Source organism: Zunongwangia sp. SCSIO 43204 (assembly GCF_019904275.1).
GTDB classification, from domain to species: Bacteria; Bacteroidota; Bacteroidia; order Flavobacteriales; family Flavobacteriaceae; genus Zunongwangia; species Zunongwangia mangrovi.
Genome location: NZ_CP063204.1, coordinates 2,487,411 through 2,508,944 on the forward strand (window position 1 = coordinate 2,487,411; position 21,534 = coordinate 2,508,944).

Annotated in this window: 20 protein-coding genes and 1 tRNA gene; 12 read left to right on the forward strand and 9 right to left on the reverse strand. The window is 36.0% G+C overall.

The annotated features are described in order from the left end of the window. Nucleotides 1-268: 268 nt before the first annotated feature. Entirely contained in the window at nucleotides 269-1,492 is a 1,224-nt protein-coding gene (gene lysA / locus INR75_RS10920) for a diaminopimelate decarboxylase (protein WP_223088830.1), read from the reverse strand. Nucleotides 1,493-1,600: 108 nt separating this feature from the next. Next, entirely contained in the window at nucleotides 1,601-2,776 is a 1,176-nt protein-coding gene (locus INR75_RS10925; RefSeq protein ID WP_092542597.1) for an MFS transporter, read from the reverse strand. A gap of 315 nt (nucleotides 2,777-3,091) precedes the next feature. Between INR75_RS10925 and sucC the strand changes: the two genes are divergently transcribed. After that, entirely contained in the window at nucleotides 3,092-4,285 is a 1,194-nt protein-coding gene (gene sucC / locus INR75_RS10930; RefSeq protein ID WP_092542595.1) for an ADP-forming succinate--CoA ligase subunit beta, read from the forward strand. A gap of 175 nt (nucleotides 4,286-4,460) precedes the next feature. Beyond that, complete coding sequence (locus INR75_RS10935; protein ID WP_092542593.1) at nucleotides 4,461-4,811, forward strand: hypothetical protein; 351 nt, start codon at nucleotides 4,461-4,463, stop codon at nucleotides 4,809-4,811. 113 nt (nucleotides 4,812-4,924) lie between these two features. Here the strand turns inward: INR75_RS10935 and INR75_RS10940 are convergent, their stop codons facing one another. After that, nucleotides 4,925-5,731 carry an MBL fold metallo-hydrolase gene (locus INR75_RS10940; protein WP_223088831.1) on the reverse strand — a complete coding sequence of 269 codons (807 nt, stop codon included), beginning with the start codon at nucleotides 5,729-5,731 and terminating at the stop codon, nucleotides 4,925-4,927. 69 nt (nucleotides 5,732-5,800) lie between these two features. Next, nucleotides 5,801-6,259 carry a GNAT family N-acetyltransferase gene (locus INR75_RS10945; RefSeq protein WP_092542589.1) on the reverse strand — a complete coding sequence of 153 codons (459 nt, stop codon included), beginning with the start codon at nucleotides 6,257-6,259 and terminating at the stop codon, nucleotides 5,801-5,803. A 565-nt stretch (nucleotides 6,260-6,824) separates the two neighbouring features. Between INR75_RS10945 and INR75_RS10950 the strand changes: the two genes are divergently transcribed. The 4 genes from INR75_RS10950 to INR75_RS10965 all read left to right on the forward strand — a co-directional run bounded on the left by INR75_RS10950 (nucleotide 6,825) and on the right by INR75_RS10965 (nucleotide 10,286). After that, complete coding sequence (locus INR75_RS10950; protein WP_223088832.1) at nucleotides 6,825-7,022, forward strand: hypothetical protein; 198 nt, start codon at nucleotides 6,825-6,827, stop codon at nucleotides 7,020-7,022. A gap of 59 nt (nucleotides 7,023-7,081) precedes the next feature. Next, a complete protein-coding gene (gene treF / locus INR75_RS10955; RefSeq protein ID WP_255584520.1) occupies nucleotides 7,082-8,710 on the forward strand; it encodes an alpha,alpha-trehalase TreF in 1,629 nt (542 codons plus the stop codon). 43 nt (nucleotides 8,711-8,753) lie between these two features. Next, nucleotides 8,754-9,572: an SDR family oxidoreductase gene (locus INR75_RS10960; RefSeq protein ID WP_223088833.1), complete on the forward strand. Its 819-nt coding sequence runs from the start codon at nucleotides 8,754-8,756 to the stop codon at nucleotides 9,570-9,572. 189 nt (nucleotides 9,573-9,761) lie between these two features. Next, on the forward strand, nucleotides 9,762-10,286 hold the full coding sequence (locus INR75_RS10965) for a sigma-70 family RNA polymerase sigma factor (protein WP_223088834.1): 525 nt from the start codon (nucleotides 9,762-9,764) through the stop codon (nucleotides 10,284-10,286). A 447-nt stretch (nucleotides 10,287-10,733) separates the two neighbouring features. Here the strand turns inward: INR75_RS10965 and INR75_RS10970 are convergent, their stop codons facing one another. The 3 genes from INR75_RS10970 to INR75_RS10980 form a co-directional block, all read right to left on the reverse strand. Then, a complete protein-coding gene (locus INR75_RS10970; RefSeq protein ID WP_084841731.1) occupies nucleotides 10,734-11,111 on the reverse strand; it encodes a PH domain-containing protein in 378 nt (125 codons plus the stop codon). A gap of 127 nt (nucleotides 11,112-11,238) precedes the next feature. Continuing rightward, nucleotides 11,239-12,291 carry an NAD(P)-dependent alcohol dehydrogenase gene (locus INR75_RS10975; protein WP_223088835.1) on the reverse strand — a complete coding sequence of 351 codons (1,053 nt, stop codon included), beginning with the start codon at nucleotides 12,289-12,291 and terminating at the stop codon, nucleotides 11,239-11,241. Between the two features lie 109 nt (nucleotides 12,292-12,400). Then, a complete protein-coding gene (locus tag INR75_RS10980; protein ID WP_223088836.1) occupies nucleotides 12,401-14,140 on the reverse strand; it encodes a thiamine pyrophosphate-dependent enzyme in 1,740 nt (579 codons plus the stop codon). 236 nt (nucleotides 14,141-14,376) lie between these two features. On the opposite strand from INR75_RS10980, the gene INR75_RS10985 reads away from it, so the two are divergent. The 6 genes from INR75_RS10985 (at nucleotide 14,377) to lgt (ending at nucleotide 18,524) form a co-directional block, all read left to right on the forward strand. After that, entirely contained in the window at nucleotides 14,377-15,528 is a 1,152-nt protein-coding gene (locus tag INR75_RS10985) for a PLP-dependent aspartate aminotransferase family protein (RefSeq protein ID WP_223088837.1), read from the forward strand. Between the two features lie 53 nt (nucleotides 15,529-15,581). Further along, a complete protein-coding gene (gene bshB1 / locus INR75_RS10990) occupies nucleotides 15,582-16,298 on the forward strand; it encodes a bacillithiol biosynthesis deacetylase BshB1 (protein ID WP_223091912.1) in 717 nt (238 codons plus the stop codon). A 61-nt stretch (nucleotides 16,299-16,359) separates the two neighbouring features. Continuing rightward, nucleotides 16,360-16,435: transfer RNA gene (locus INR75_RS10995), tRNA-His, on the forward strand. A gap of 128 nt (nucleotides 16,436-16,563) precedes the next feature. Further along, entirely contained in the window at nucleotides 16,564-16,824 is a 261-nt protein-coding gene (locus INR75_RS11000; protein WP_223088838.1) for a hypothetical protein, read from the forward strand. 79 nt (nucleotides 16,825-16,903) lie between these two features. Further along, nucleotides 16,904-17,677, forward strand: coding sequence for a nucleoside triphosphate pyrophosphohydrolase (gene mazG, locus INR75_RS11005; protein ID WP_223088839.1), 774 nt, complete (start codon nucleotides 16,904-16,906; stop codon nucleotides 17,675-17,677). A gap of 25 nt (nucleotides 17,678-17,702) precedes the next feature. Further along, nucleotides 17,703-18,524, forward strand: coding sequence for a prolipoprotein diacylglyceryl transferase (gene lgt / locus INR75_RS11010; RefSeq protein ID WP_223088840.1), 822 nt, complete (start codon nucleotides 17,703-17,705; stop codon nucleotides 18,522-18,524). 61 nt (nucleotides 18,525-18,585) lie between these two features. Here lgt and INR75_RS11015 read toward each other — a convergent pair whose 3' ends face one another. Together INR75_RS11015 and INR75_RS11020 are read right to left on the reverse strand one after the other, a co-directional pair. Further along, nucleotides 18,586-20,664 (reverse strand): DUF349 domain-containing protein, encoded by a 2,079-nt coding sequence (locus INR75_RS11015; RefSeq protein WP_223088841.1) that lies wholly within the window; start codon nucleotides 20,662-20,664, stop codon nucleotides 18,586-18,588. A 117-nt stretch (nucleotides 20,665-20,781) separates the two neighbouring features. Further along, nucleotides 20,782-21,513: a shikimate dehydrogenase gene (locus INR75_RS11020; RefSeq protein ID WP_223088842.1), complete on the reverse strand. Its 732-nt coding sequence runs from the start codon at nucleotides 21,511-21,513 to the stop codon at nucleotides 20,782-20,784. Nucleotides 21,514-21,534: the final 21 nt, after the last annotated feature.

Consider the following 21,534-nt stretch of genomic DNA (forward strand, 5'->3'; position numbering starts at 1 on the left):
AAATATAAGACAAAATTAAGTTTGTGTTAATTAAATTCCACCTAAATATTAAATATTCATTTCTGAAAAAATCATTAAAAGTTTCCAGATGAAGCAATAGCGGGGCTTTTGGAAAATTCTAGATTAATTCAGGTATCTTAAAATAATCTTAATTTTAACATTTAAAAAGGAAGAAGTAAGACGAAAAAGGAACAAAATTCATCTATTATTAGCTTTGAAAATAGATGAATTTGCTCCTCTTTTTTATAATGAGAATTTAAGCTGAAGCTTATTTTTCTTTTTTAGCGGTGAAGTCTAGTTCTACCTGGTGTCTTAAAAGGTCATCAAATGTTTCTCTTTCTCTAATAAGATGAGCTTCGCCATTGTACCATAAAATTTCAGCAGGGCGGAATCTAGAATTAAAATTGCTGGACATTGAATAACAATAGGCTCCGGCATTACTAAATGCAAGAACGTTTCCTTCAGTAATTTCGGTAATTCTGCGATTAGATGCAAAAGTATCGGTTTCACAAATATATCCTACAACCGAATAGAATCGTTGTTTTCCGTTAGGATTCGAAATATTATGAATTTCGTGATGTGAACCATAGAACATTGGTCTGATCAAATGATTAAAACCAGTATCGATACCTGCAAAAACCGTCGATGTTGTTTGTTTGATCACATTCACTTTCGCTAAAAACTTTCCAGATTCGCTAACCAAATATTTTCCTGGCTCGAAAGCAAGTGTGAGTTCTTTACCATATTCGGCACAAAAAGCTTTAAATTTTTTAGAAAGCTGGGCGCCTAATTCTTCAATATCGGTTTCAATATCACCAGGTTTGTATGGCACTTTAAATCCGCTTCCAAAGTCAATAAATTCAAGATTCTTAAAGTTTTTAGCGGCGTCAAATAAAATTTCAGAAGCCTGAATAAACACTTGGATATCCAGAATATCACTACCGGTATGCATGTGAATTCCGTTAATGGTCATCCCGGTATTTTCAACAATCCTCTTTAATAAAGGCATTTGATGAATAGAGATTCCAAATTTAGAATCGATATGTCCAACAGAAATTTTAGAATTTCCTCCAGCCATCACATGAGGATTGATCCTTATACAAACGGGAGTTTTAGGATGGCGACTTCCAAATTGTTCTAAGATTGATAGATTATCAATATTGATCTGAACGCCAAGTTTTGCCACCTCTTCAATTTCTTCTAAAGAAACCCCATTTGGTGTAAAAATAATTTTAGAAGGATCTACACCCGCTTTTATACCTAGTTGTACTTCCTGAATACTTACTGTATCAAGACCGCTGCCCAAAGTATTTAAAAGTTTAAGAACAGAAATATTAGAAAGCGCCTTTACCGCATAATGAATTCTTAGGTTTTTAACGCTGCTAAAAGCATTGGTAAGACGTTTATACTGCGCCTCGATTTTTTCAGCATCATACACATAAACAGGGCTACCATAATCGGCGGCAATAGCAAGAAGATCTTGATTTGTCATTTCTATTCTCTAATTTTTTCTGAAGCCAAAAATACAGGGCTATTTGTTTCCTTAGCAAAAGAATGCTAAAAAAATAACGAATTCAAACAATTTGTTATTTCTGTAGATTTAAGACTGTGCGGTTTGGGTGGCTTTTTTATTCTTCTTTCGTATGTAAATAACTACAAAAGTGATCACGATACCTGCACTGGCCATCCCTGCACCTACAAGATCTGCAGATGTATATGCGTAACCTGCAGCGATAGGTAAGCCTGCCAAGTAAGCACCAGAAGCATTTCCCATATTAAAAGCACTTTGATTTAGGGAAGATCCCAGCATCTCTGATCCTTTAGCCGAATTGATCACCGCCATTTGTACTGGTGTAGAAAGGCAAAAAGCAATCGTTCCAATTAAAAATGTCATTACCAAAACACCAATTTTATCATAGGCGAGATAGGTATTAGACACTAAAGCTATTACCATCAAAATAAGAGCGATTAATACTGCGTAAATAGGAGAGAAGCTTTCAGCTAATTTGGCTCCTATAAAATTACCTGTTACCATTCCTAAACCTGCGAGGATCATGGCGTAACTAACGATAGTTTCAGGATGTCCGGCAACTTCAGTAATTAAAGGAGCGATATAACTATACCATGCAAAGAAACCTCCGGTACCAATGGTTGTAAGTAAAATAACCATCCAAAGCTCTAATTTCTTTAAAACTTTAAAATCTTTCGCGATTCCATCTGGCGAACTTTTTGGAAGCTCTGGCATCCAAAACTTAATCCCAAGTATAGCACAAATGCCCACGATACCTACCAGCATAAAGGCAACATTCCAGCTAAAATTATGTCCAAAATAAGTTCCAAGAGGGACACCAATCACATTTGCCAAAGTAAGTCCTGTAAACATGGTAGCAATGGCTCTGGCCTCTTTGCCCGGTTTCGCCAGTTTGCTGGCCACAACGGCACCAATCCCAAAGAATGCACCATGGGGTAATCCTGATAAAAATCTAGAAATAAGTAAAAGCGTATAACTATCTGCAAAGGCAGATAAAGAATTAAAGACCGTAAACCATAGCATTAAGAAAAGTAAGGTTTTATGTGCCGGCCATTTGCCGCCGATACCGGTTAAAAGTGGAGCACCCACAACAACACCTAGAGCGTAAGCCGAAATAAAATGTCCTGCCTGCGGAATGCTAATATCTAAAGCTGTGGCAACATCTGGTAGAATTCCCATAATTACAAACTCGGTCATTCCTATACCAAATCCACCTATAGCTAATGCGATTAATCCTTTATTCATATGCTATCCTAATTATTCCCAGGTTAGGGAAGCTGTTAACTATTTAAAATTCAACTCCCTATTAATGCTTTAAATTGAAGCGATTAATTGAGTTTGAAATAAAAGCGCAAAAATAGTTGAGAATCCGCAGAAATAAGAAAATACTTGGCATTATTTACGATAACCTTATAGTCTAATAGAAAATATTATGTGATCTAGCACTAAATCCTTGAATTTAGCCGGCTTTATTTCAATCTTAAGGAAAATTTGTTGGTCTAATACTTTTACATTTGTTACTTTTGTTTACCATAATTAAAACTGAAGAAATACCTGATTATGAATATACACGAATATCAAGGAAAAGAAATTCTAGGTAGCTTTGGAGTACGTACTCAAAGAGGGATCGTAGCCCAAACTGCAGAAGAAGCTGTAAAAGCCGCAAAAGAATTAACAGAACAAACCGGGACTGGATGGCATGTGATCAAAGCACAGGTTCACGCTGGTGGTCGTGGTAAAGGTGGCGGTGTTAAGCTTGCAAAAAACCTAAAAGAAGTAGAGCAGATCGCAGGAGAGATCATTGGGATGAATCTAGTAACTCCTCAAACTTCTGCTGAAGGTAAAAAAGTTCATCAGGTATATGTAGCAGAGGATGTTTATTACCCAGGAGATAGTGAGCCAGAAGAATATTATATGTCTGTTTTACTAAATCGTGCTACTGGACGTAATATGATCATGTATTCTACTGAAGGTGGTGTGGATATCGAAACTGTTGCTGAAGAAACTCCGCATTTAATTTTTACTGAAGAGATCGATCCTGCAACAGGAATTTTACCTTTTCAGGCTAGAAGAATAGCATTTAATCTTGGTCTTAGCGGGACTGCTTTTAAGGAAATGACAAAGTTTGTAATGTCTCTTTATACTGCTTTCGATAAGTCTGATTCTTCTTTGTTTGAAATTAATCCAGTGCTTAAAACAAGTGATGATAAGATTTTAGCTGTAGATGCTAAAGTTACTTTAGATGATAACGCACTTTTCCGTCATAAAGATTACGCAGAAATGCGTGACAAGCGTGAAGAAAATCCAACAGAAGTAGAAGCTAAAGAAGTTGGCCTTAACTATGTAGATCTAGACGGTAACGTAGGATGTATGGTGAATGGTGCAGGTCTGGCAATGGCAACTATGGATCTTATTAAACAAGCGGGGGGTGAACCAGCAAACTTCCTTGATGTAGGAGGTACCGCAGATGCTAAACGTGTAGAAGAAGCTTTTAGATTGATCTTAAAAGATGATAAGGTTGAAGCAATTCTAGTAAATATTTTTGGAGGTATTGTTCGTTGTGACCGTGTGGCGCAAGGTATTGTAGATGCTTATAAAAATATGGGTGATGCGATTAATGTACCAATTATTGTTAGATTACAAGGAACTAATGCAGATGTTGCTAAGAAATTGATCGACGAAAGTGGATTAGCAGTTTCTAGTGCTGTGCAATTTAAAGAAGCAGCAGATAAAGTACAGTCTGTACTTTCTTAATCTGTTTTTATAAAAAACCAGAAAAAGCTCGCCTTTGGCGGGCTTTTTTTATGTCTATAAATAGAATCTTTAAATGATAAAACGTTAAAAACATCTTAAAAATCAGTGAATTGTGTAACAAAAGCTGTTTTACCGCCGTCTTTTAGTTGTATTAACTTTTTAAACATTTTTAATCATGAAAAGATTCCAATCTTTATTGCTAGCCTTAGCAATCGCAATTTGCAGCACGGTAGCTGTAAATGCAAACAATCCAGAAGCGGCTACACAGCCAGATCCAAGAATGATGAGTATAGAAATTTCTTCTTTACTAAAACATCATAAATTAAATCTTAAGAAAGATGCTCGTGCCAATGTACTTTTAGCTATTAACAAGGATAACGAAATCGTTGTTTTATCTGTAGAGGCAGAGAATAAAGTAGTAGAGCGTTTTATCAAAGAAAAGTTGAACTACAAGAAAATTAACTGCCCGGTTAATCCAGAAGTAGAAGAATTTAAATTACCAGTTACCCTTAAGGCAACCAAATAACCGCCCTGTCCTAAATATCAATCAATAAACGTAGAAAACTACAAAGGCTGTGAGCACATCAACTCACAGCCTTATTTTTTGTATTAAATTGAAATAAAATTTATACTCAAAAATTACATTTCTGGATACCAATCTAATAGAACCACTTCTATGCTATCGCTTTTTTCTTCTACAAGCGATTTAAATTTTTCAACATCAGCTAGACCGTCTTGCCCACGGTAATGATAAGGATATACTTTTTTAGGAGCAAATGCTAAAACTCCTTCTGCAGCCTGATCTACCGGCATGGTGTATGGAAGATTCATACAAACGAGTGCAGCATCGATATTTTTAAGGTTACGCATTTCAGGAATATCTTCTGTATCTCCAGAAATATACAAACGCTTTCCACCTTTTTCTAACACATAGCCATTACCGCGACCTTTTACATGCATGGCATCTTCAGCTTCTGGTAAATTATACATTGGGATAGCTTCAATTGTAAAACCTTCAATTTCCATTTGATCGGCATTAGCCATAACCAACAATTTACTTTTTAGGGTTCCGGGTAATTTTTCCTCTACAGCTTTTGGAACAATAATTTTGGTATTTCCTAATTTAAGACCTTCTAGTGTTTGTGCGTTCATATGATCGCCATGAATATCTGTAACTAATACAAAGTCTGGTTTATCCATTTCAGCAAAAAGTTCGGCTCCACCTACAGGATCTGTATAAAAAACAGCGTCTCCCCAATTAATGACAGCGGTAGCGTGAGAGATAGGTTCGATATTAATACTGGCATCTTCAGCCATACTCATTTCTTCGTTTGATCCAGCTGTATCTTCCGCAGGAATCATTTCGCCAGGTTCAGCTTCAGACTTATTGTTCTTGCAAGCCATTAAAGCTGATATTGTAAAAAGACTTAGAATTAATTTTTTCATTGTGCTTGATTTTGATTGCTGTATAAAATTACAGAAGACAAATAAAATAAGAGCTTGTTTTACAAAGATTTAAGATAAGCTGAGTTTCATTTTAATATCGCCACGGGCGTAAGGATTGTTTTCTTCTATCGGTATTTCTATAAAACCAAACTTTCGGTAGATATGCAATGCGTTTTCTAGCTTTCTACTGCTGTAGATGATAAGTTCCTGCCAATCCTGATCTCTTGCAAAATTGATAGTAAACTTCATTAATTTCTGGCCAATTTGCTTTCCGCGGTGATCTGGGGAAACCGCCATTTTTGTTAATTCGAAAATTCCGTCATCGATCTTCATCAGCGCTACACAGCTAATGATCTGGTCGTTATTCTTTACAAAGAATATTTGTCCACCAGGCTCAATAATATACTTTTCAGGTTTTCCTAAAACTTCTTCATCGTGTGGCTCTACCCAAAAGAATTTTTCTAACCACTCGATATTCAGATCTTTAAAGTCTCGACTATATTTAGGTTCAAAACTTATAATTTCCATGTCTCAAATTTTTCAGCTAAAGTATCATTTTAGGAAATAATCGCGACTTAAATATTTAATTTCTTAGTCTTTATCACCACTTCAGAATCTTAAGAGATGATTTTCGATCTGACTTTATTTCAACCAATCTCTATTCTACAAATGAATTGAATATACCTGCTACTGGGTATTTTTATTTATATTGATTGTCAGTATATTACATGTGATTTAGATGGCGCTTAGCTTATCTAATTTCTAAAATTGTTTGTCTTAGCCTTAAGATATCTGCTAGCTCTTCAAAGAATTAAACGCATTTGTAGCTTAATTATAACGAATACAGAATTAGAAATTAAAGCTTTACTTGTAGATTTTTTTGAAGAGCATTCAGCAGATCTACACCAAAATTGCTAAAAACCAGATCCATTTTTTACAATATTAATCTCTTCTGGATTTCTAACTGTAGATCTCAAAAAGTGCTTTAAAAAAGTTTGCTAAATATACTTTTTAAGGAAATATCCCCTTGGGTGGGTATGTCTTTACATTTCGCTTTTAACTAATCTTGTATCGATCATCTAACCTAACCATAATGAAATTATTTACATCTATTAGTATTTTAAGTATTATTCTTTTTCTGGCCTGTAGTGGTATTTCAGGAGAAGAAAGTATGGATTTTTCATTACCTCATAAGGATAAAGTCAAAAAGAAAGATCAGGATTCTACACGTTTTTATTACAATGGTTCGCATCGCATAAAAAGAGGGCAACGCTCAATTAAGCGAACATAATCTTCCAAAAGTTAGCGATCTTATTTATATTTATATACGTTCTAATTGAATTAAAAAATATGATAAGATTTCAACTAAAATCGGTTTATACATTTCTAATTTTTCTTTGCTTTTTAGGTTGTAAAGAAGAGGCTGGGCAAGAAACTACAGCAGTAGAGAAGGAAGTTGTGATTCTACCTCCTGAAGAATTATACGGCGATCTATTTTATGATATTCAGCAGAACGAAAATCTCTTTGGTGATAGTAAAACCTTTGTAGATGCTGTTCCAGAGAAAAATATTGACAGTATAAGAGCCGAATATCAGAAAATTAAAACAGAAGGCGACTCAGCGATTTTAGGCTTTTTGAAAGATAATTTTCAGATTCCCGGAGAAGAAACTTCAAAAGAATATCAAACAGATTCTTCGGATATTGGCACGCACATCAAAAAATTATGGTTGGTTTTAAAACGCCCTGCAGATGAGGAGTTAAGCGGAACTTTAATTCCGTTGCCCAATCCATATATTATTCCCGGTGGCCGATTTAGAGAAATATATTATTGGGACAGTTATTTTACGATGTTAGGACTTCAGGTTGATGGAGAAGTGGAAACCATTCAGAATATGGTTGATAATTTTTCGTTTTTAATTAACGAATTTGGATTTATACCTAACGGCAATCGCACCTACTATTTAAGCAGATCACAACCACCATTTTATGCGCTAATGTTAGATGTTTTAGCTGAAGAAAAAGGAGATTCGATTTATGCTGAATATTTACCAGAATTAGAAAAAGAATATCAATTTTGGATGAAAGGAGCGCAAAATCTTTCTGAAAATGATTCGGTTGTAAACCGTGTTGTGCGAATGCCAGACGGAAGTATTCTTAATCGATATTACGATGATAATAATACACCGCGACCAGAAAGTTATCGAGAAGATATAAAAACTGCGGAAGAAGCTGTCGCTACAAATGAAGATCTAACCGAAGAAGAAGTTTACCGAAATCTAAGAGCTGCAGCCGAATCGGGTTGGGATTTTTCAAGCCGTTGGATAAAGCCAGATGCTAGCGGAAATTTCAATTTATCGGCTATTCATACCACAGATATTTTACCGGTAGATCTAAACAGTTTGTTATATCATCTGGAAAAAACGATCGCAAAAGCATATTTAATTAGCGAAAATCCAGATAATGCCAGAGAATTTAAGGAACGTTCTGAAGATCGCGCAAATGCTATAGAAAAATACTTTTGGAATGCTTCAAAAGGATTTTATAGGGATTACGATTTTACTACAGGAGAACATACTTCAGTGGTTTCTGTAGCCGGAGTTTACCCCTTATTTTTTGAAATATCTTCCGAAGAAAAAGCAAAAAAAGTTGCTGGAATTATCGAATCTCAGCTTTTAATGGAAGGCGGAGTGGTAAGTACCCCAAATCATAGCGGGCAGCAGTGGGACGCACCAAATGGTTGGGCACCGCTGCAATGGATGGCCTATAAAGGACTTCAAAATTATGGAATTTCAGCATTAGCCAATACCATTAAAGAGCGTTGGACAAGCCTGAACGAAAAAGTTTATAAGAATACTTACAAAATGACCGAAAAGTATAATGTTGAAGATCTGTCTAAAGAAAGTGGTGGTGGCGAATATCCAACGCAAGACGGATTTGGTTGGAGCAACGGAGTTTATAAGAAATTAACGTCTGAATAACATAAATTGAGTTTCAATCTGGCTAACTTTAAAATAAAAAGTTATGTCGAAGGAAAATCAAAAATTAAGTGGCCAAACATCGATTATTACCGGATCTAGTTCTGGGATTGGTAAAGCTATGGCCATTGCGCTGGCCAAAGAAGGCTCTAATGTGGTGATAAATTATCACTCTAGTAAAGAAGAGGCCGAGGAGGTTGCGCAAAAAATTAGCGAAGAGAAGGGATCGGGTGAAGCTATCGTGATACAGGGTGATATGAGTAAAGAAGATGATGTACTTAATCTTTTTAAAACCACGATCGATAAGTTTGGAACGATGGATGTTTGTATTCCAAATGCAGGAATGCAAAAAGATGCTGCTTTTCACGAAATGACCTTGGATGATTGGAATGCGGTGATCAACTTAAATCTTACCGGGCAATTTTTGTGTTGCCGTGAAGCTATTAAAGAATTTATGCGTCGCGGTATGCGACCAGAGGTTTCAAAATCTTTGGGGAAAATTATCAATATGAGCTCTGTTCACGATATAGTTCCATGGGCCGGGCATGCAAATTATGCGGCTTCTAAAGGCGGAATTCAGCTTTTAATGAAAACGCTTTGCCAGGAATATGCCAGTAAGAAAGTGCGAGTAAACAGTATTGCTCCCGGCGCGATAAAAACAGATATCAATAAAGATGTTTGGGAAACCAAAGAAGGTCGTGAGAAAATGAAAGAAACTATCCCTTATGATAAGATTGGGGAGCCAGATGATATTGGCCGAGTAGCTGCCTGGTTGGCTTCAGACGAATCTGAATATATAAACGGAACAACCATTTATGTAGACGGAGGAATGACCTGTTACCCTGGTTTTAAAGGAAACGGATAATTTTTTAATAAAAATTGTATCTTTTTAGAGCAATTACAGTCTACATTTAAAAGTTTAGATATGAGTAAATGTAAATGTACACAATGTGAATGTGATAAGTGTAATTGCGTGAACTGCGCTGCAGCAAATTGCCCATGCGATACCTGCAATTGCGATAAATGTTCTTGTTGCGCTTAGAAAAAGATTGTTATGGATACCAGGGAAGTTTGGGATAAATATCAGAAAGAATTTTATTTTTTTATTCTGAAGCGAGTAAAGAATGAAGATGCTGCTATGGATATTTTACAGGCTTCTTTTTTAAAGATTCATAAAAATTTGGATAAACTGAAAGATCCGGGAAAATTGAAATCCTGGGCCTTTCAGATTATTCGAAATGAGATAAACGACCAATTTAATCATTCAAAAATTTCAGTCTCCACTACTGATTTTCAACAATCAGAAGAAGTTTCTCATCCATTTATAGAAGTTTGCTGTTTCGATAAATTTTTAAATGAATTGCCACAGGAATATCAAGAAGTCATGAAATTGGTGTATGTTGATGGTAAACCACAAAAGGAAGCGGCAGAACTAGCAGGTATTTCATTAGCAAATACGAAAGCTCGAATTCGGCGTTCTAAGACTATTATGAAAAATCGCTTCAAGGAATGTTGCAAATACGACACAGATGTTAACGGCAGACTAACAGGGCAATCCAAATGCGCGTTGTGTGAATAGTTTTATATTTAGTTTTTATCTAAAACGTATCGATCTCCAATTTTATTCGTTAAAATAAGTTCATTATCCTGCAAAGTAAACCTTCAGTCTCCGGTTGAGATCAAAAACCAGTCACATACATTGGAGAAAGAGATTGTATTGTTATTTAGAACGTAGTTTCCTTCGCAAATCGCCGGGAATTTTGCAATTCAGTTGCACCGGTATAAATTCCATCATTAAAACTTAAACTGACTTCCCCGGTACGCTAACCGCTTTCAAAAAAATCCTGTATAATTTCCATTAATTTCAGAATACAGATCATCACCACTACAGCTGGTAAGAAAGATACAAAGGCCTATTAAAAGTAGTTTTTTCATTTTTAGTTTAGTATCTAATTTCAAGATGCTAATAATACTAGATGGTTGCTTGAAAATTTAAAAATCTAAGATTTTTTCTTCCGAACTAAAATTATAGCACGAAAGCCGCCAAAATTTTCTGAACTTCATAAATATCTACACTGGTATTAAACTTTTTGCAAATTGATGGATGTTGCTCTCCAGAGATCCAGATCTTAAGCTCGGCATCAAGGTCAAAACTACCGGCAGTTTCAACACTAAAGCGAGAAATGCTTTTGTATGTAACCGAAAAATATTCGGTTTTCTTGCCTGTTAACCCCTGAATATCTACCAGGATCAGTCTTTTATTCGTAAAAATAAAAGTATCCCGAACAAGCTTAAATCCAGCTTCAATAGTTTCTGAAGGAATTAATAGTTTGTGATATTTCTCTTCTAATTTTTCTTTGCTTATAGCTCCTGCGTTTCCTAATAATGATGAAAATATGCTCATGTTTTATTTGAATTTAATGAATAAAAAAACTGCCAATAAGTTACAAATCCGAAGATCACAACTTAAAGGCAGTTTTATAAATCTTTGTTATATTTTATCGAATCTTAATTCGATACCTAAATGCAAATTAGTTTTTAAGCGATAGCATATCGATCACAAAACGGTATTTTACATCGTTACTGGTTACACGATCGTAAGCCTCGTTGATGTTTTGCATATCGATCATTTCGATATCTGAAACTATATCGTGTTCACCACAGAAATCTAACATTTCCTGAGTTTCTTTAATTCCACCAATTAAAGAACCGGCAACACTTTTTCTTCCCATAATCAATGCGCCACCATGAAATTCTAGCGGTTCTATAGCACCAACTAAAACCATCGTTGCATCTCTTTTTAATAATCCAATATATGGATTAATATCGTGCTTAACAGGAACAGTATTCAGTAGAAAATCAAAACTTCCTGCATGTTCGGCCATTTGTTCTTCGTCTTTAGAGATCAAAACTTCATCTGCGCCTAATCTTTTAGCATCCTCGCTTTTACCAGGAGAAGTAGTGATCATAACCACTTTAGCACCTAAAGCATGAGCAAATTTAATACCCATGTGACCAAGACCGCCAAGACCAATTACACCTACTTTATCTCCTTCTTTTACATTCCAGTTTCTAAGAGGAGACCAGGTTGTGATCCCAGCACAAAGAAGTGGCGCTACTCCTTTAGTATCTAGATTTTCAGGAACGTTTAAAACAAATTTTTGGTCAACTACGATTTTTTCAGAATATCCACCAAAAGTATGTCCGCCAAGATGTTCGTCTTTCCCGTTATAGGTTCCAACCATTCCGTTTTCACAGTATTGTTCTAAACCATCTTTACAAGATTGGCAACGTTGGCAGGAATCTACCATACATCCAACACCAACAAGTTGTCCTTCTTTAAATTTTGAAACATTTTTCCCTATGCTAATTACTCGTCCAATAATTTCGTGACCAGGCACAACAGGATATTGAGAACCACCCCAATCGTTTCTTACGGTATGGATATCACTATGGCAAACTCCGCAGTATAAAATATCAATTTCTACATCATCAGCTAGTGTTTCGCGACGATCAATTTGCAATTGCTCTAGATCTGCTGTATTCGTTTTTGCACCGAATGCTTTTACTTCTGTACTTTTCATAATGTTCACTTTTTTGCCAAATTAGCCGAAATGTGATTCAATTAAATCGTGCACGCCCGGTTTAACTCATTTTTAACGAAGGATATTAACCTAGATCAATTTTTTAGGTTTAGAAGATCTCTTTTAGATATTTCATATCAGATTTTGCAGTATCGATCACATCGGCGGTTTTTCCATTGATCATCATTTTACTCATGGTCTTAGCGAAACCTTTTACCTGTTCAAAATTGATTTCTGGTGGCATCGCTAAAGCATCGGGATCGGTAAAGATATTGACTACTGCGGGGCCTTCGTGTGCAAATGCTTCAGAAAGTGCTTGTTTTACATCTTTTGGATCTTCTACAACCCAACTGTGAATGTTCATAGCTTTCGCAATAAGTGCAAAATCTGGATTTACCATATCGGTTTGCCATTCAGGATAACCTTCCACCTGCATTTCTAATTTCACCATGCCTAAAGAAGCATTGTTAAAAATAACGATTTTCGCCGGGATGTTATATTGGCTAATGGTCATTAAATCGCCCAAAAGCATAGAAATTCCACCATCACCACAAAGTGCAATCACCTGGCGGTCTGGATGTCCTAAACCTGCACCAATAGCCATTGGCATTGCATTGGCCATCGATCCATGATTAAACGAACCGGTTAAGTATCTATTTTTCTTTCCTTTTAAATATCTAGCTGCCCAAACTGCACTCATTCCTGTATCTACAGTAAAAATAGCATCGTCTGTAGCGATCTCATCAATTACCGCAGCAACATATTCTGGATGGACTTTCTTTTCCTCGCCTTTAGCTAAAACATAGCTGCAATATTTTTCTTCAACCTCTTTGTGCACTTCTCTCATGTCTTCTAAAAACTTGGTTTCAGTCTTCGTTTCTATGAGCGGAAGAAGCGCTTCTAAGGTATCTTTTATTTTACCGTGATAACCAAAATTCACTTTGGCACGACGACCAATACGTTCTGGCTTTTCATCGATCTGGATAATGGTATTTTTTTCAGGAAGGAAATTGGTGTAAGGGAAATCTGTACCTAGAAGCACTAAGGCATCAGCTTCATGCATGGCTTTAAAACCAGATTTTGTTCCAAGCAATCCATTTAATCCTATAGCATAAGGATTATTTTCTTTATCGAAATATATTTTTCCACGGAAGCTAAAGCCCATAGGAGCATTTAGTTTTTTTGCCAGTTGCATTACTTCGTCCTGAGCATCCTTACAACCGTGACCGCAGTAAAGCATTACTTTTTTATTCTCGTTAAGTACTTTTGCAAGAGTTTTTATTTCTGAATCTCCCGGTTGTAGTTTAGAGCTCGTAAAATAGTTTTGTTCTGAAGTGGTAATGTGAGTAGCATCTGCTGAAGCAACATCGCCAGGTAAGCCCACAACGCCAACACCTTTTTGATGGATAGCATGCTGAATCGCACTTTGAAATCCATGTGCTGCCTGAGCCGGAGTGTTTACCATAAAGCAGTATTTGCTACAATCGTCAAATAACTTTGTCACATTAGTTTCCTGAAAATTTTCAGTACCCAGTTTATCGGTTTCTACTGTCGAAGCGATAGCGATAACGGGGTTGCCTGCTCTATTGGCATCATAGAGTCCGTTTACCAAATGAACATGTCCCGGGCCGCTACTTCCCATACAACATCCTATGCCGTCTAACTCGGCATCCATCGAAGCCGCATATGCTCCGGCCTCTTCGTGACGTACATGAATCCATTGTAATCTGCCATCACGGCGAACAGCATCGTTAACAGGATTTAGACTATCACCGGTAACCGCATAAACACGTTTTACACCAGCTTCTACAAGCATTTTTACTAAAAGATCTGCAACAGTATTTCCCATAATTTTTCTTTTTCTTTATTCACTCTAAAGGTAGTGCGAAAGGCATGTTTTTGTTGTTAAACAGGTGGTAAAGCGAAGATTAGAAATGCTAATAAATTGGTAAAATTTAAGCTGAAAATAAGGCGAATTCGATTTCGGATAAAGATTCTCTTAAGACTTTACGGGAGAAAGGCAGGTAATCTATAGTAAATACAAGCTTAACTTCTTAAATTAGTTGCCTTAAATTAAAAAAGTTCATGGATAAAAAATATAAAGGCATTAATACGATTTGTACTCATGCCGGAGAATTAGAAGATACACAATTTAAAGGAGCTGTTTCCCCATTATATATGGCAACATCGTATGCTTTTGAAGATGTTGAGGTAAAACGCTATCCACGATATTTTAATACGCCAAATCAGGTTGCTTTAGCGAAAAAAATGGCTGCTTTAGAACATGGTGAGGCTGCACTAATTTTTGGCAGCGGAATGGCGGCAGTGAGTACGGCTTTGCTTTCTCATGTTCAAACAGGAGATCATGTGGTACTTCAGAATACATTATACGGTGGAACCAGTAATTTGATCACTGAAGAATTCGATAAGTTTAAGATCGAATATAGTTTTACTAAAGATGCGAGTCCTGCGGCATTTGAAGCTGAAATTAAAGAAAACACGAAGGTAATTTATATCGAAACACCTTCTAATCCTTTGCTTACCATTACCGATGTAAAAGCTGTGGCCGATTTAGCAAAACAGAAAGGTTTGGTAAGTATGATCGATAATACTTTTGCTTCACCCGTAAATCAAAATCCAATAGATCTAGGTATTGATATTGTGATCCATTCGGCAACAAAATATATGGGAGGTCATAGTGATATTCTTGCAGGAGTTGTAATTTCTTCTGAAGAAATAATCGATACCGTATTCCAAATGGCTAAGAACCTTGGTGGAAATTTAAGTGATTATACGATCTGGCTTTTAGAGCGAAGTTTAAAAACCATGGGACTTAGAGTAAAGGCACAGAACGAGAATGCACAAATTCTTGCTGAATTTCTACATGAGAATGATAAAATTGCCAATGTTTATTATCCGGGCTTAAAATCACATCCAGATCACGAATTGGCGAAGGCCCAGATGAAAGGATTTGGTGGAATGCTTTCTTTCGAACTTGCTGAAGGTTTAGACGCTGAAGTATTTCAGAAAAAATTGAAATTGATAAAATCTTCGATGAGTTTAGCGGGAGTAGAAAGTACGATCCTTTCTCCGTCAAAAACTTCACATGGGCTTTTAACTCCAGAGGAAAGAGCACAACAGGGAATTAAAGATGGATTACTAAGATTTTCTGTTGGGATCGAGGAATCTGAGAATCTTATTGAAGATATCCAACAAGCCCTTGAAGCAATAAGCTAGAATAAAAATTAAAAAGGCTATACTTTTATTGCAAAAATTGAAATAGAAAAATGATAAAATTAGATATTTTGGCCGTTGGGGCTCATCCAGATGATGTAGAACTTAGTTGTTCTGCCACTTTGGCCAAAGAAATAGATCGAGGAAAAAAAGTTGGGATCTTAGACTTAACCAGAGGTGAGCTAGGTACACGAGGCACTGCTGAAATTAGAGATAAAGAATCTATAGATGCAGCAAAGATTTTAGGTGTACATGTACGTGAAAATGTAGGTTTTGCAGACGGTTTTTTTACTAATGATAAGGAGCATCAGTTAGAGATCATTAAGATCCTTAGGAAATATAAGCCAGAGATCGTTTTTTGTAATGCCATAGACGATCGCCATATCGATCACGGGCGTGGGTCTAAATTAGCGAGTGATGCTTGCTTTTTAAGTGGTTTACGCCGAATCGAAACAAGGATGGATGGTGAAATTCAGGCAGCATGGAGGCCAAAACAGGTTTTTCATTACATCCAATGGAAAAACATAGAACCAGATGTGGTAGTAGATGTCACCGGATATATGGATAAAAAGATGGAATCTGTAAAAGCTTACAAGAGTCAGTTTTTTGATCCTGATAGTGACGAGCCAAATACGCCTATTTCCAGCAACAACTTTTTTGATAGTGTGATCTATAGAGCACGTGATTTAGGCCGAATTATCAATACTGAGTATGCCGAAGGTTATACTGTAGAACGCTATGTAGCAGTCGATTCGATATTTGATTTAATTTAATTGAAAATTTTTCTTTGCGGAATAATAGAAATAGCTTACATTTGCAACCGCAATTTGAAATGGTGGATGTAGCTCAGCTGGTTAGAGCGCTGGATTGTGGTTCCAGAGGTCGCCGGTTCGAACCCGGTCTTCCACCCTTATTTGTGAAACCCTGCTTTTAAGCAGGGTTTTTTGTTTTTGGGCAAGTTTTCACTAAACTTTAGGAAATCGATCTTTTAAGTCGAAGTTATTATTTTTTACATTTAGCTTTTCTAACAAATGTTCAATGGTAACTAGAAATAAGATAAAGCGTATCGAAGCTTTTCTTGAAGCACATGATAAGGTTGAGGCAAAACTGGAATTTTCTTTCCCACTGCCTAAATTTGATAGTCTTGTGATCATTTTGAACACCTACGCCGAGTTGGAATTATTCTCTGGTTATTTTGAGGATCTAGATATCCCTACCGAAGAAGAATATGAAGAGATGTGTAGTTCTAATAACTATTCGGTTTCAGCTTATCCAAAACTTAATCTGTACGCAGTCTAGCATATCAAATCGTATAATTTTTAGCTGATTCTGGTCTTGCTAAAGTGAATATCGTATTTTGGTCTTTTAAAAAAATACAATGAACTCCAGAGAAGATCAGCTAAAAGCCTTTGATAGGTTACTTACAATAATGGACGAACTTAGGGAACAATGTCCCTGGGATCGTAAACAAACTATGGAAAGTTTGCGACATCTTACGATCGAAGAAACTTACGAACTTGGTGATGCCATTTTAGATAAGGATATCGAAGAGGTAAGAAAAGAGCTGGGAGATCTACTTTTACATCTTGTTTTCTATGCAAAAATAGGTAGCGAAACAAATGATTTTGATATTGCAGATGTAGCTAACGGAATTTGTGAAAAGTTAATTTCCAGACATCCTCATATCTATGGTGATGTTAAGGTTGAAAACGAAGAAGATGTAAAAAAGAACTGGGAAAACTTAAAACTGAAGGAAGGAAAAAAAAGCGTTCTGGAAGGCGTGCCAAGATCGCTGCCTGCTCTGGTAAAAGCAAGCCGAATTCAGGATAAGGTTGCCGGTGTAGGATTCGATTGGGAAGAACCACAACAGGTATTCGAAAAATTACAGGAAGAGCTGGGGGAGTTGCAGGATGAAGTCGATAAGGCTGATAAAGATAAAATGGAAGCCGAATTTGGCGATGTTATGTTCTCGCTGATCAATTATGCTCGCTTCCTAAAAATAAATCCTGAAAACGCCTTAGAACGAACCAATAAAAAATTCATAGCTCGTTTCAAATATTTGGAAGAAAAAGCTGCTGCAGGTAACAAAGCTTTAAAAGATATGACGCTTGCTGAAATGGATGTGTATTGGAATGAAGCGAAGAAATTGTAGCCAATTTTATTAAATATTAATAAGTGTGGATGATGGAATTTTTTATTGGGATTTAGATCCGGTTTTGTTTTGGATCACAGATACATTTCCGTTGAAGTATTACGGTATTTTATTCGTGACTGGTCTAATGCTGGGTTATTTGGTCGTGAAAAGGGTTTTCAGAAGAGAAAATATTCCTTTAGAAAGTCTGGATAGTTTGCTAACTTATATTGTACTAGGTACAATTATAGGGGCCAGGCTAGGTCATTGTTTATTTTATCAACCAGATTATTTTCTATCGCATCCTATAGAAATGTTTCTCCCCATTCAAAAGATAGAAGGTAATTATCAGTTTATTGGATATCAAGGTCTCGCTAGTCATGGTGGTGCTTTAGGTGTTTTTATATCGATTATATTGTATTGTAGGAAGTATAAGCTAAAGTTATTCTGGGTTTTAGATATGGTAGCTTTGGGAACGCCCATAACGGGCGCGTTTATTCGCTTTGGTAATTTTATGAATTCTGAAATCTATGGGAAACCTACTAATGGCAATTGGGGAGTAGTTTTTGTTCAGGACGATATGATTCCTAGACATCCCACACAGCTGTATGAAGCTTTTTCTTACCTTCTTATTTTTGTAATCCTATATTCTATTTATAACCGATTAAAACTTAGAAATGGGCAAATTTTCGGTTTATTCTTAATTCTTCTATTTCTAGCTAGATTCTTAATAGAGTTTTTCAAAGAAAACCAAGTAGCATTTGAAAATAATATGACGCTAAATATGGGGCAGTGGTTAAGTATTCCTTTTATTCTGGTTGGTTTCATTATATTTTTAGTTAAAAAGAAAGGTTTAACTACGAAATAATTTTAAAACAAAAAACCGTCGATCAATTCGACGGTTTTTTAGTGCTTTATTGTAATTAAAACTAGTAAAGAGACTTTACTTTCTTTAGTTTTTCACGCCATACTTTTAGCTGTGCCTTATGGTCATCTATATTTTTATGAACTTCTTTAACTAAAGGATTATCATCATCTACATTAGAGAAGAACTGTAAATTGTTCTCTAATTGTCGAATTTCAGCCTGAGTTTCTTCAATCTTTTTAGAAAGGAAGAAATGTTCATTTCTAATTTTATTGTCATCATCGGCATCGTTAAGAGCCTGGATCTTATTCTCGTATTTCAGCATTTCTGCTTTTGTACGATTTACGTCCAATTTTTTAAATAACTGATCTAAAGCTTTATTGAATTTACCTTCAATAAAACGCTTGTTAAACGGAACTCTACCTAAAGATTTCCATTCAGCAATAAAAGATTTAATGGTTTTAAGATCTTCTTCCTTGTTTCCGGAATGCTCAAAAGAACGTACTTTATCAAGTAAATCTTTTTTCTTACCAAAAGCTTCCATTTCTTCTTTGTTCTCTTCACTTCTGTTTTCATGAAGACGATCAAAGTAATAATTACAGGCTGCTTTAAACTGCTTCCAAACCTTATCACTATCCTTTCTTGGAACGTGACCTATTTTCTTCCAATCAGACTGGATCTTTTTCATAAGAGGTGTGATGGTTTTAAAATCATCACTATCCTTGTTATCTTCAGCGATTTGGATCAATTCCTTTTTCTTCTCAAGATTATCGTATTGTTGCTTTTTAAGATTCTTATAAAAAGCATTTTTCTTACGATTAAAACGTCTTACCGTTTCTTTAAAATCTGCCCAGGTTTCCTCGTTTTTACTTCTTGGTACTTTACCTGCTTTAAAGAATTCTTCGCGTAAAGCTTCAATTTCTTTGATCTTTTGCTGCCATTTGTTGTGGCTGCTGAAGTCCTGATCTGCAATTTCCCGAATCTTTTCGATGATCTGTTGCTTCTTTTCCCAGTTTTTTTCGAATTCTTTATCTAAATTTTCGAAATAATCCTGGCGACGATCGTGAATTACTTTGGTTGCATTACTAAAACGTTCCCAAATCTCTTCACGATAATCTTTAGCTACAGGTCCCAATTCTTCTTTCCACATCTTATGGAGCATTTGAAGCTCTCTAAAGGCACGGTTAATATCCTGTTCCTGAGCTAATTCTTCAGCACGATCTATAACTTTAAGCTTTTGATCTAAATTATGCTTAAAGTCCATATCCCTAAACTCACGATTTAAGTGTAGAAAATCATAGAAATTCTCTACATGGTGGTGATAGGTATTCCAAACATTATTATACTTATCACGAGGGATAGGCCCGGCAGTACGCCATTTATCCTGAATTTCTTTAAAGTGATTATAGGTGGTATTGATGTTTTCTTCTACATCAAGTAAACCTTTTAACTCTTCAATGATCTCCAGGCGTTTATTAAGATTTGCGTTAAGATCCTGTTTTAATTGCTGGTAGTATTTATTTCGCTTTTCTCGATAATCAAAATACAACGAATTAAAGCGATTTTTTAACGGAGTAGAGTAGTGGAAGTCGATAATATTCCCACCATCGGCAAGAAAATCTTCTTTCTTTTCTTCGAATTCTTCATCGAATTTCGCATTAAATTCGGTTCTAATTTCGATCACGTGTTCTTTAATCGCCTGGATCTTTTCATTCTTAAGCAATCGCTCTAACTCATCTGTTAGTTGCTCTTTGCTCATCGAATGGTAATCTTTTTTAGGGATGGTGTGGCGCTCTGTGGCACTTTCATCTTCACTATCCTCGGCAAGAGAATCGTCTACTCCTTTTTTATGCTCTTCGATAATGGCATCTTCATGGTCATCATCGTCGTTGGTATCTTCGGCGTTCGCTTTTTTATTGTTTTCAGTATCCTGAACAAAAGTAGATTCGGCTACCATGGCTTCTTCAAGCTCGTTTGTAGCGTCTGGATTCTCAACCTCTTCCGAAAAAGATTCTTCTACCTTCTTTTCTTCTGTTGCACTTTCTGTAGTAGATGCTTCCTGAGGCTGAGTAATTTCAGTTGTTTCAGGGGTCTCTTTTTTAGAAAGTTCTTCTTTCTTGTTTTCGTTATCTGATTGAGACATATCTTTCAATGTTAAAGTTCTGCATGGTTATTAAAGCTGAAAGATAACAACTACACGAAAATTGGGCAAGCAAACCCAATTTTTTATGACAAGATAAGAACGAAAAAGCTTGATTCTTTAAGAATTCCATATTGCCCAGGCAGCTTCGGCCTGTAATTCGAGCATTTTATGCCCATTTACCGCAGTTGCGCCATGTTTCTTACTGTTACTCATAAATTTTGTTTCTGCAGGATTATAGATCAAATCGAAAACAAGATGATTTTTAGTGATATGCTGATACGGAATATCGGGGCATTGATCTGTGTTAGGAGCAGTTCCTAGTGGCGTGGTATTGATGATTAAAGAATACTTCTGAATAATTTCTTCGGTTAATTCTGAATACGAATACTGTTCTTCTGAAGCCGATCTGGATACGAATTTGTATGAAATTCTCATTGTTTTTAATGCATACGCCACCGCTTTTGACGCTCCACCGGTTCCCAATATTAAAGCGTGTGTGTGCTGAGGTCTAAGATGAGGTTTTAAAGCGTTTCTAAAACCAATAAAATCGGTATTATGGCCTATAAGTTTTCCTCCGTTTTCAAATTTGATCACATTTACAGCCTCGATTTCTTTAGCATCTGCTGAAAGGTCATCCAAAAACTTCATCACTTCCAGTTTATAGGGAATGGTGACATTCATTCCTGAAAGTGTAGGATTTTTAGTGATAATTAATGGAAAATCGGTAATTTCAGGAATATCAAAATTGACATATTCTGCTTCGATTTTTTCATTTTCAAACTTATCATTGAAGTATTTTCTTGAAAATGAATAAGCTATATTTTTACCTAAAAGTCCGAATTTCCTCATTTTTTTAATCTTTTTTCGGTG

What these genes read in the sequence shown, in the direction of transcription:
- lysA (WP_223088830.1), bottom strand. Translation starts at nt 1,492, where the DNA reads ATGACAAATCAAGATCTTCTTGCTATTGCCGCCGATTATGGTAGCCCT.
- INR75_RS10925 (WP_092542597.1), bottom strand. Translation starts at nt 2,776, where the DNA reads ATGAATAAAGGATTAATCGCATTAGCTATAGGTGGATTTGGTATAGGA.
- sucC (WP_092542595.1), top strand. Translation starts at nt 3,092, where the DNA reads ATGAATATACACGAATATCAAGGAAAAGAAATTCTAGGTAGCTTTGGA.
- INR75_RS10935 (WP_092542593.1), top strand. Translation starts at nt 4,461, where the DNA reads ATGAAAAGATTCCAATCTTTATTGCTAGCCTTAGCAATCGCAATTTGC.
- INR75_RS10940 (WP_223088831.1), bottom strand. Translation starts at nt 5,731, where the DNA reads ATGAAAAAATTAATTCTAAGTCTTTTTACAATATCAGCTTTAATGGCT.
- INR75_RS10945 (WP_092542589.1), bottom strand. Translation starts at nt 6,259, where the DNA reads ATGGAAATTATAAGTTTTGAACCTAAATATAGTCGAGACTTTAAAGAT.
- INR75_RS10950 (WP_223088832.1), top strand. Translation starts at nt 6,825, where the DNA reads ATGAAATTATTTACATCTATTAGTATTTTAAGTATTATTCTTTTTCTG.
- treF (WP_255584520.1), top strand. Translation starts at nt 7,082, where the DNA reads ATGATAAGATTTCAACTAAAATCGGTTTATACATTTCTAATTTTTCTT.
- INR75_RS10960 (WP_223088833.1), top strand. Translation starts at nt 8,754, where the DNA reads ATGTCGAAGGAAAATCAAAAATTAAGTGGCCAAACATCGATTATTACC.
- INR75_RS10965 (WP_223088834.1), top strand. Translation starts at nt 9,762, where the DNA reads ATGGATACCAGGGAAGTTTGGGATAAATATCAGAAAGAATTTTATTTT.
- INR75_RS10970 (WP_084841731.1), bottom strand. Translation starts at nt 11,111, where the DNA reads ATGAGCATATTTTCATCATTATTAGGAAACGCAGGAGCTATAAGCAAA.
- INR75_RS10975 (WP_223088835.1), bottom strand. Translation starts at nt 12,291, where the DNA reads ATGAAAAGTACAGAAGTAAAAGCATTCGGTGCAAAAACGAATACAGCA.
- INR75_RS10980 (WP_223088836.1), bottom strand. Translation starts at nt 14,140, where the DNA reads ATGGGAAATACTGTTGCAGATCTTTTAGTAAAAATGCTTGTAGAAGCT.
- INR75_RS10985 (WP_223088837.1), top strand. Translation starts at nt 14,377, where the DNA reads ATGGATAAAAAATATAAAGGCATTAATACGATTTGTACTCATGCCGGA.
- INR75_RS11000 (WP_223088838.1), top strand. Translation starts at nt 16,564, where the DNA reads ATGGTAACTAGAAATAAGATAAAGCGTATCGAAGCTTTTCTTGAAGCA.
- mazG (WP_223088839.1), top strand. Translation starts at nt 16,904, where the DNA reads ATGAACTCCAGAGAAGATCAGCTAAAAGCCTTTGATAGGTTACTTACA.
- INR75_RS11015 (WP_223088841.1), bottom strand. Translation starts at nt 20,664, where the DNA reads ATGTCTCAATCAGATAACGAAAACAAGAAAGAAGAACTTTCTAAAAAA.
- INR75_RS11020 (WP_223088842.1), bottom strand. Translation starts at nt 21,513, where the DNA reads ATGAGGAAATTCGGACTTTTAGGTAAAAATATAGCTTATTCATTTTCA.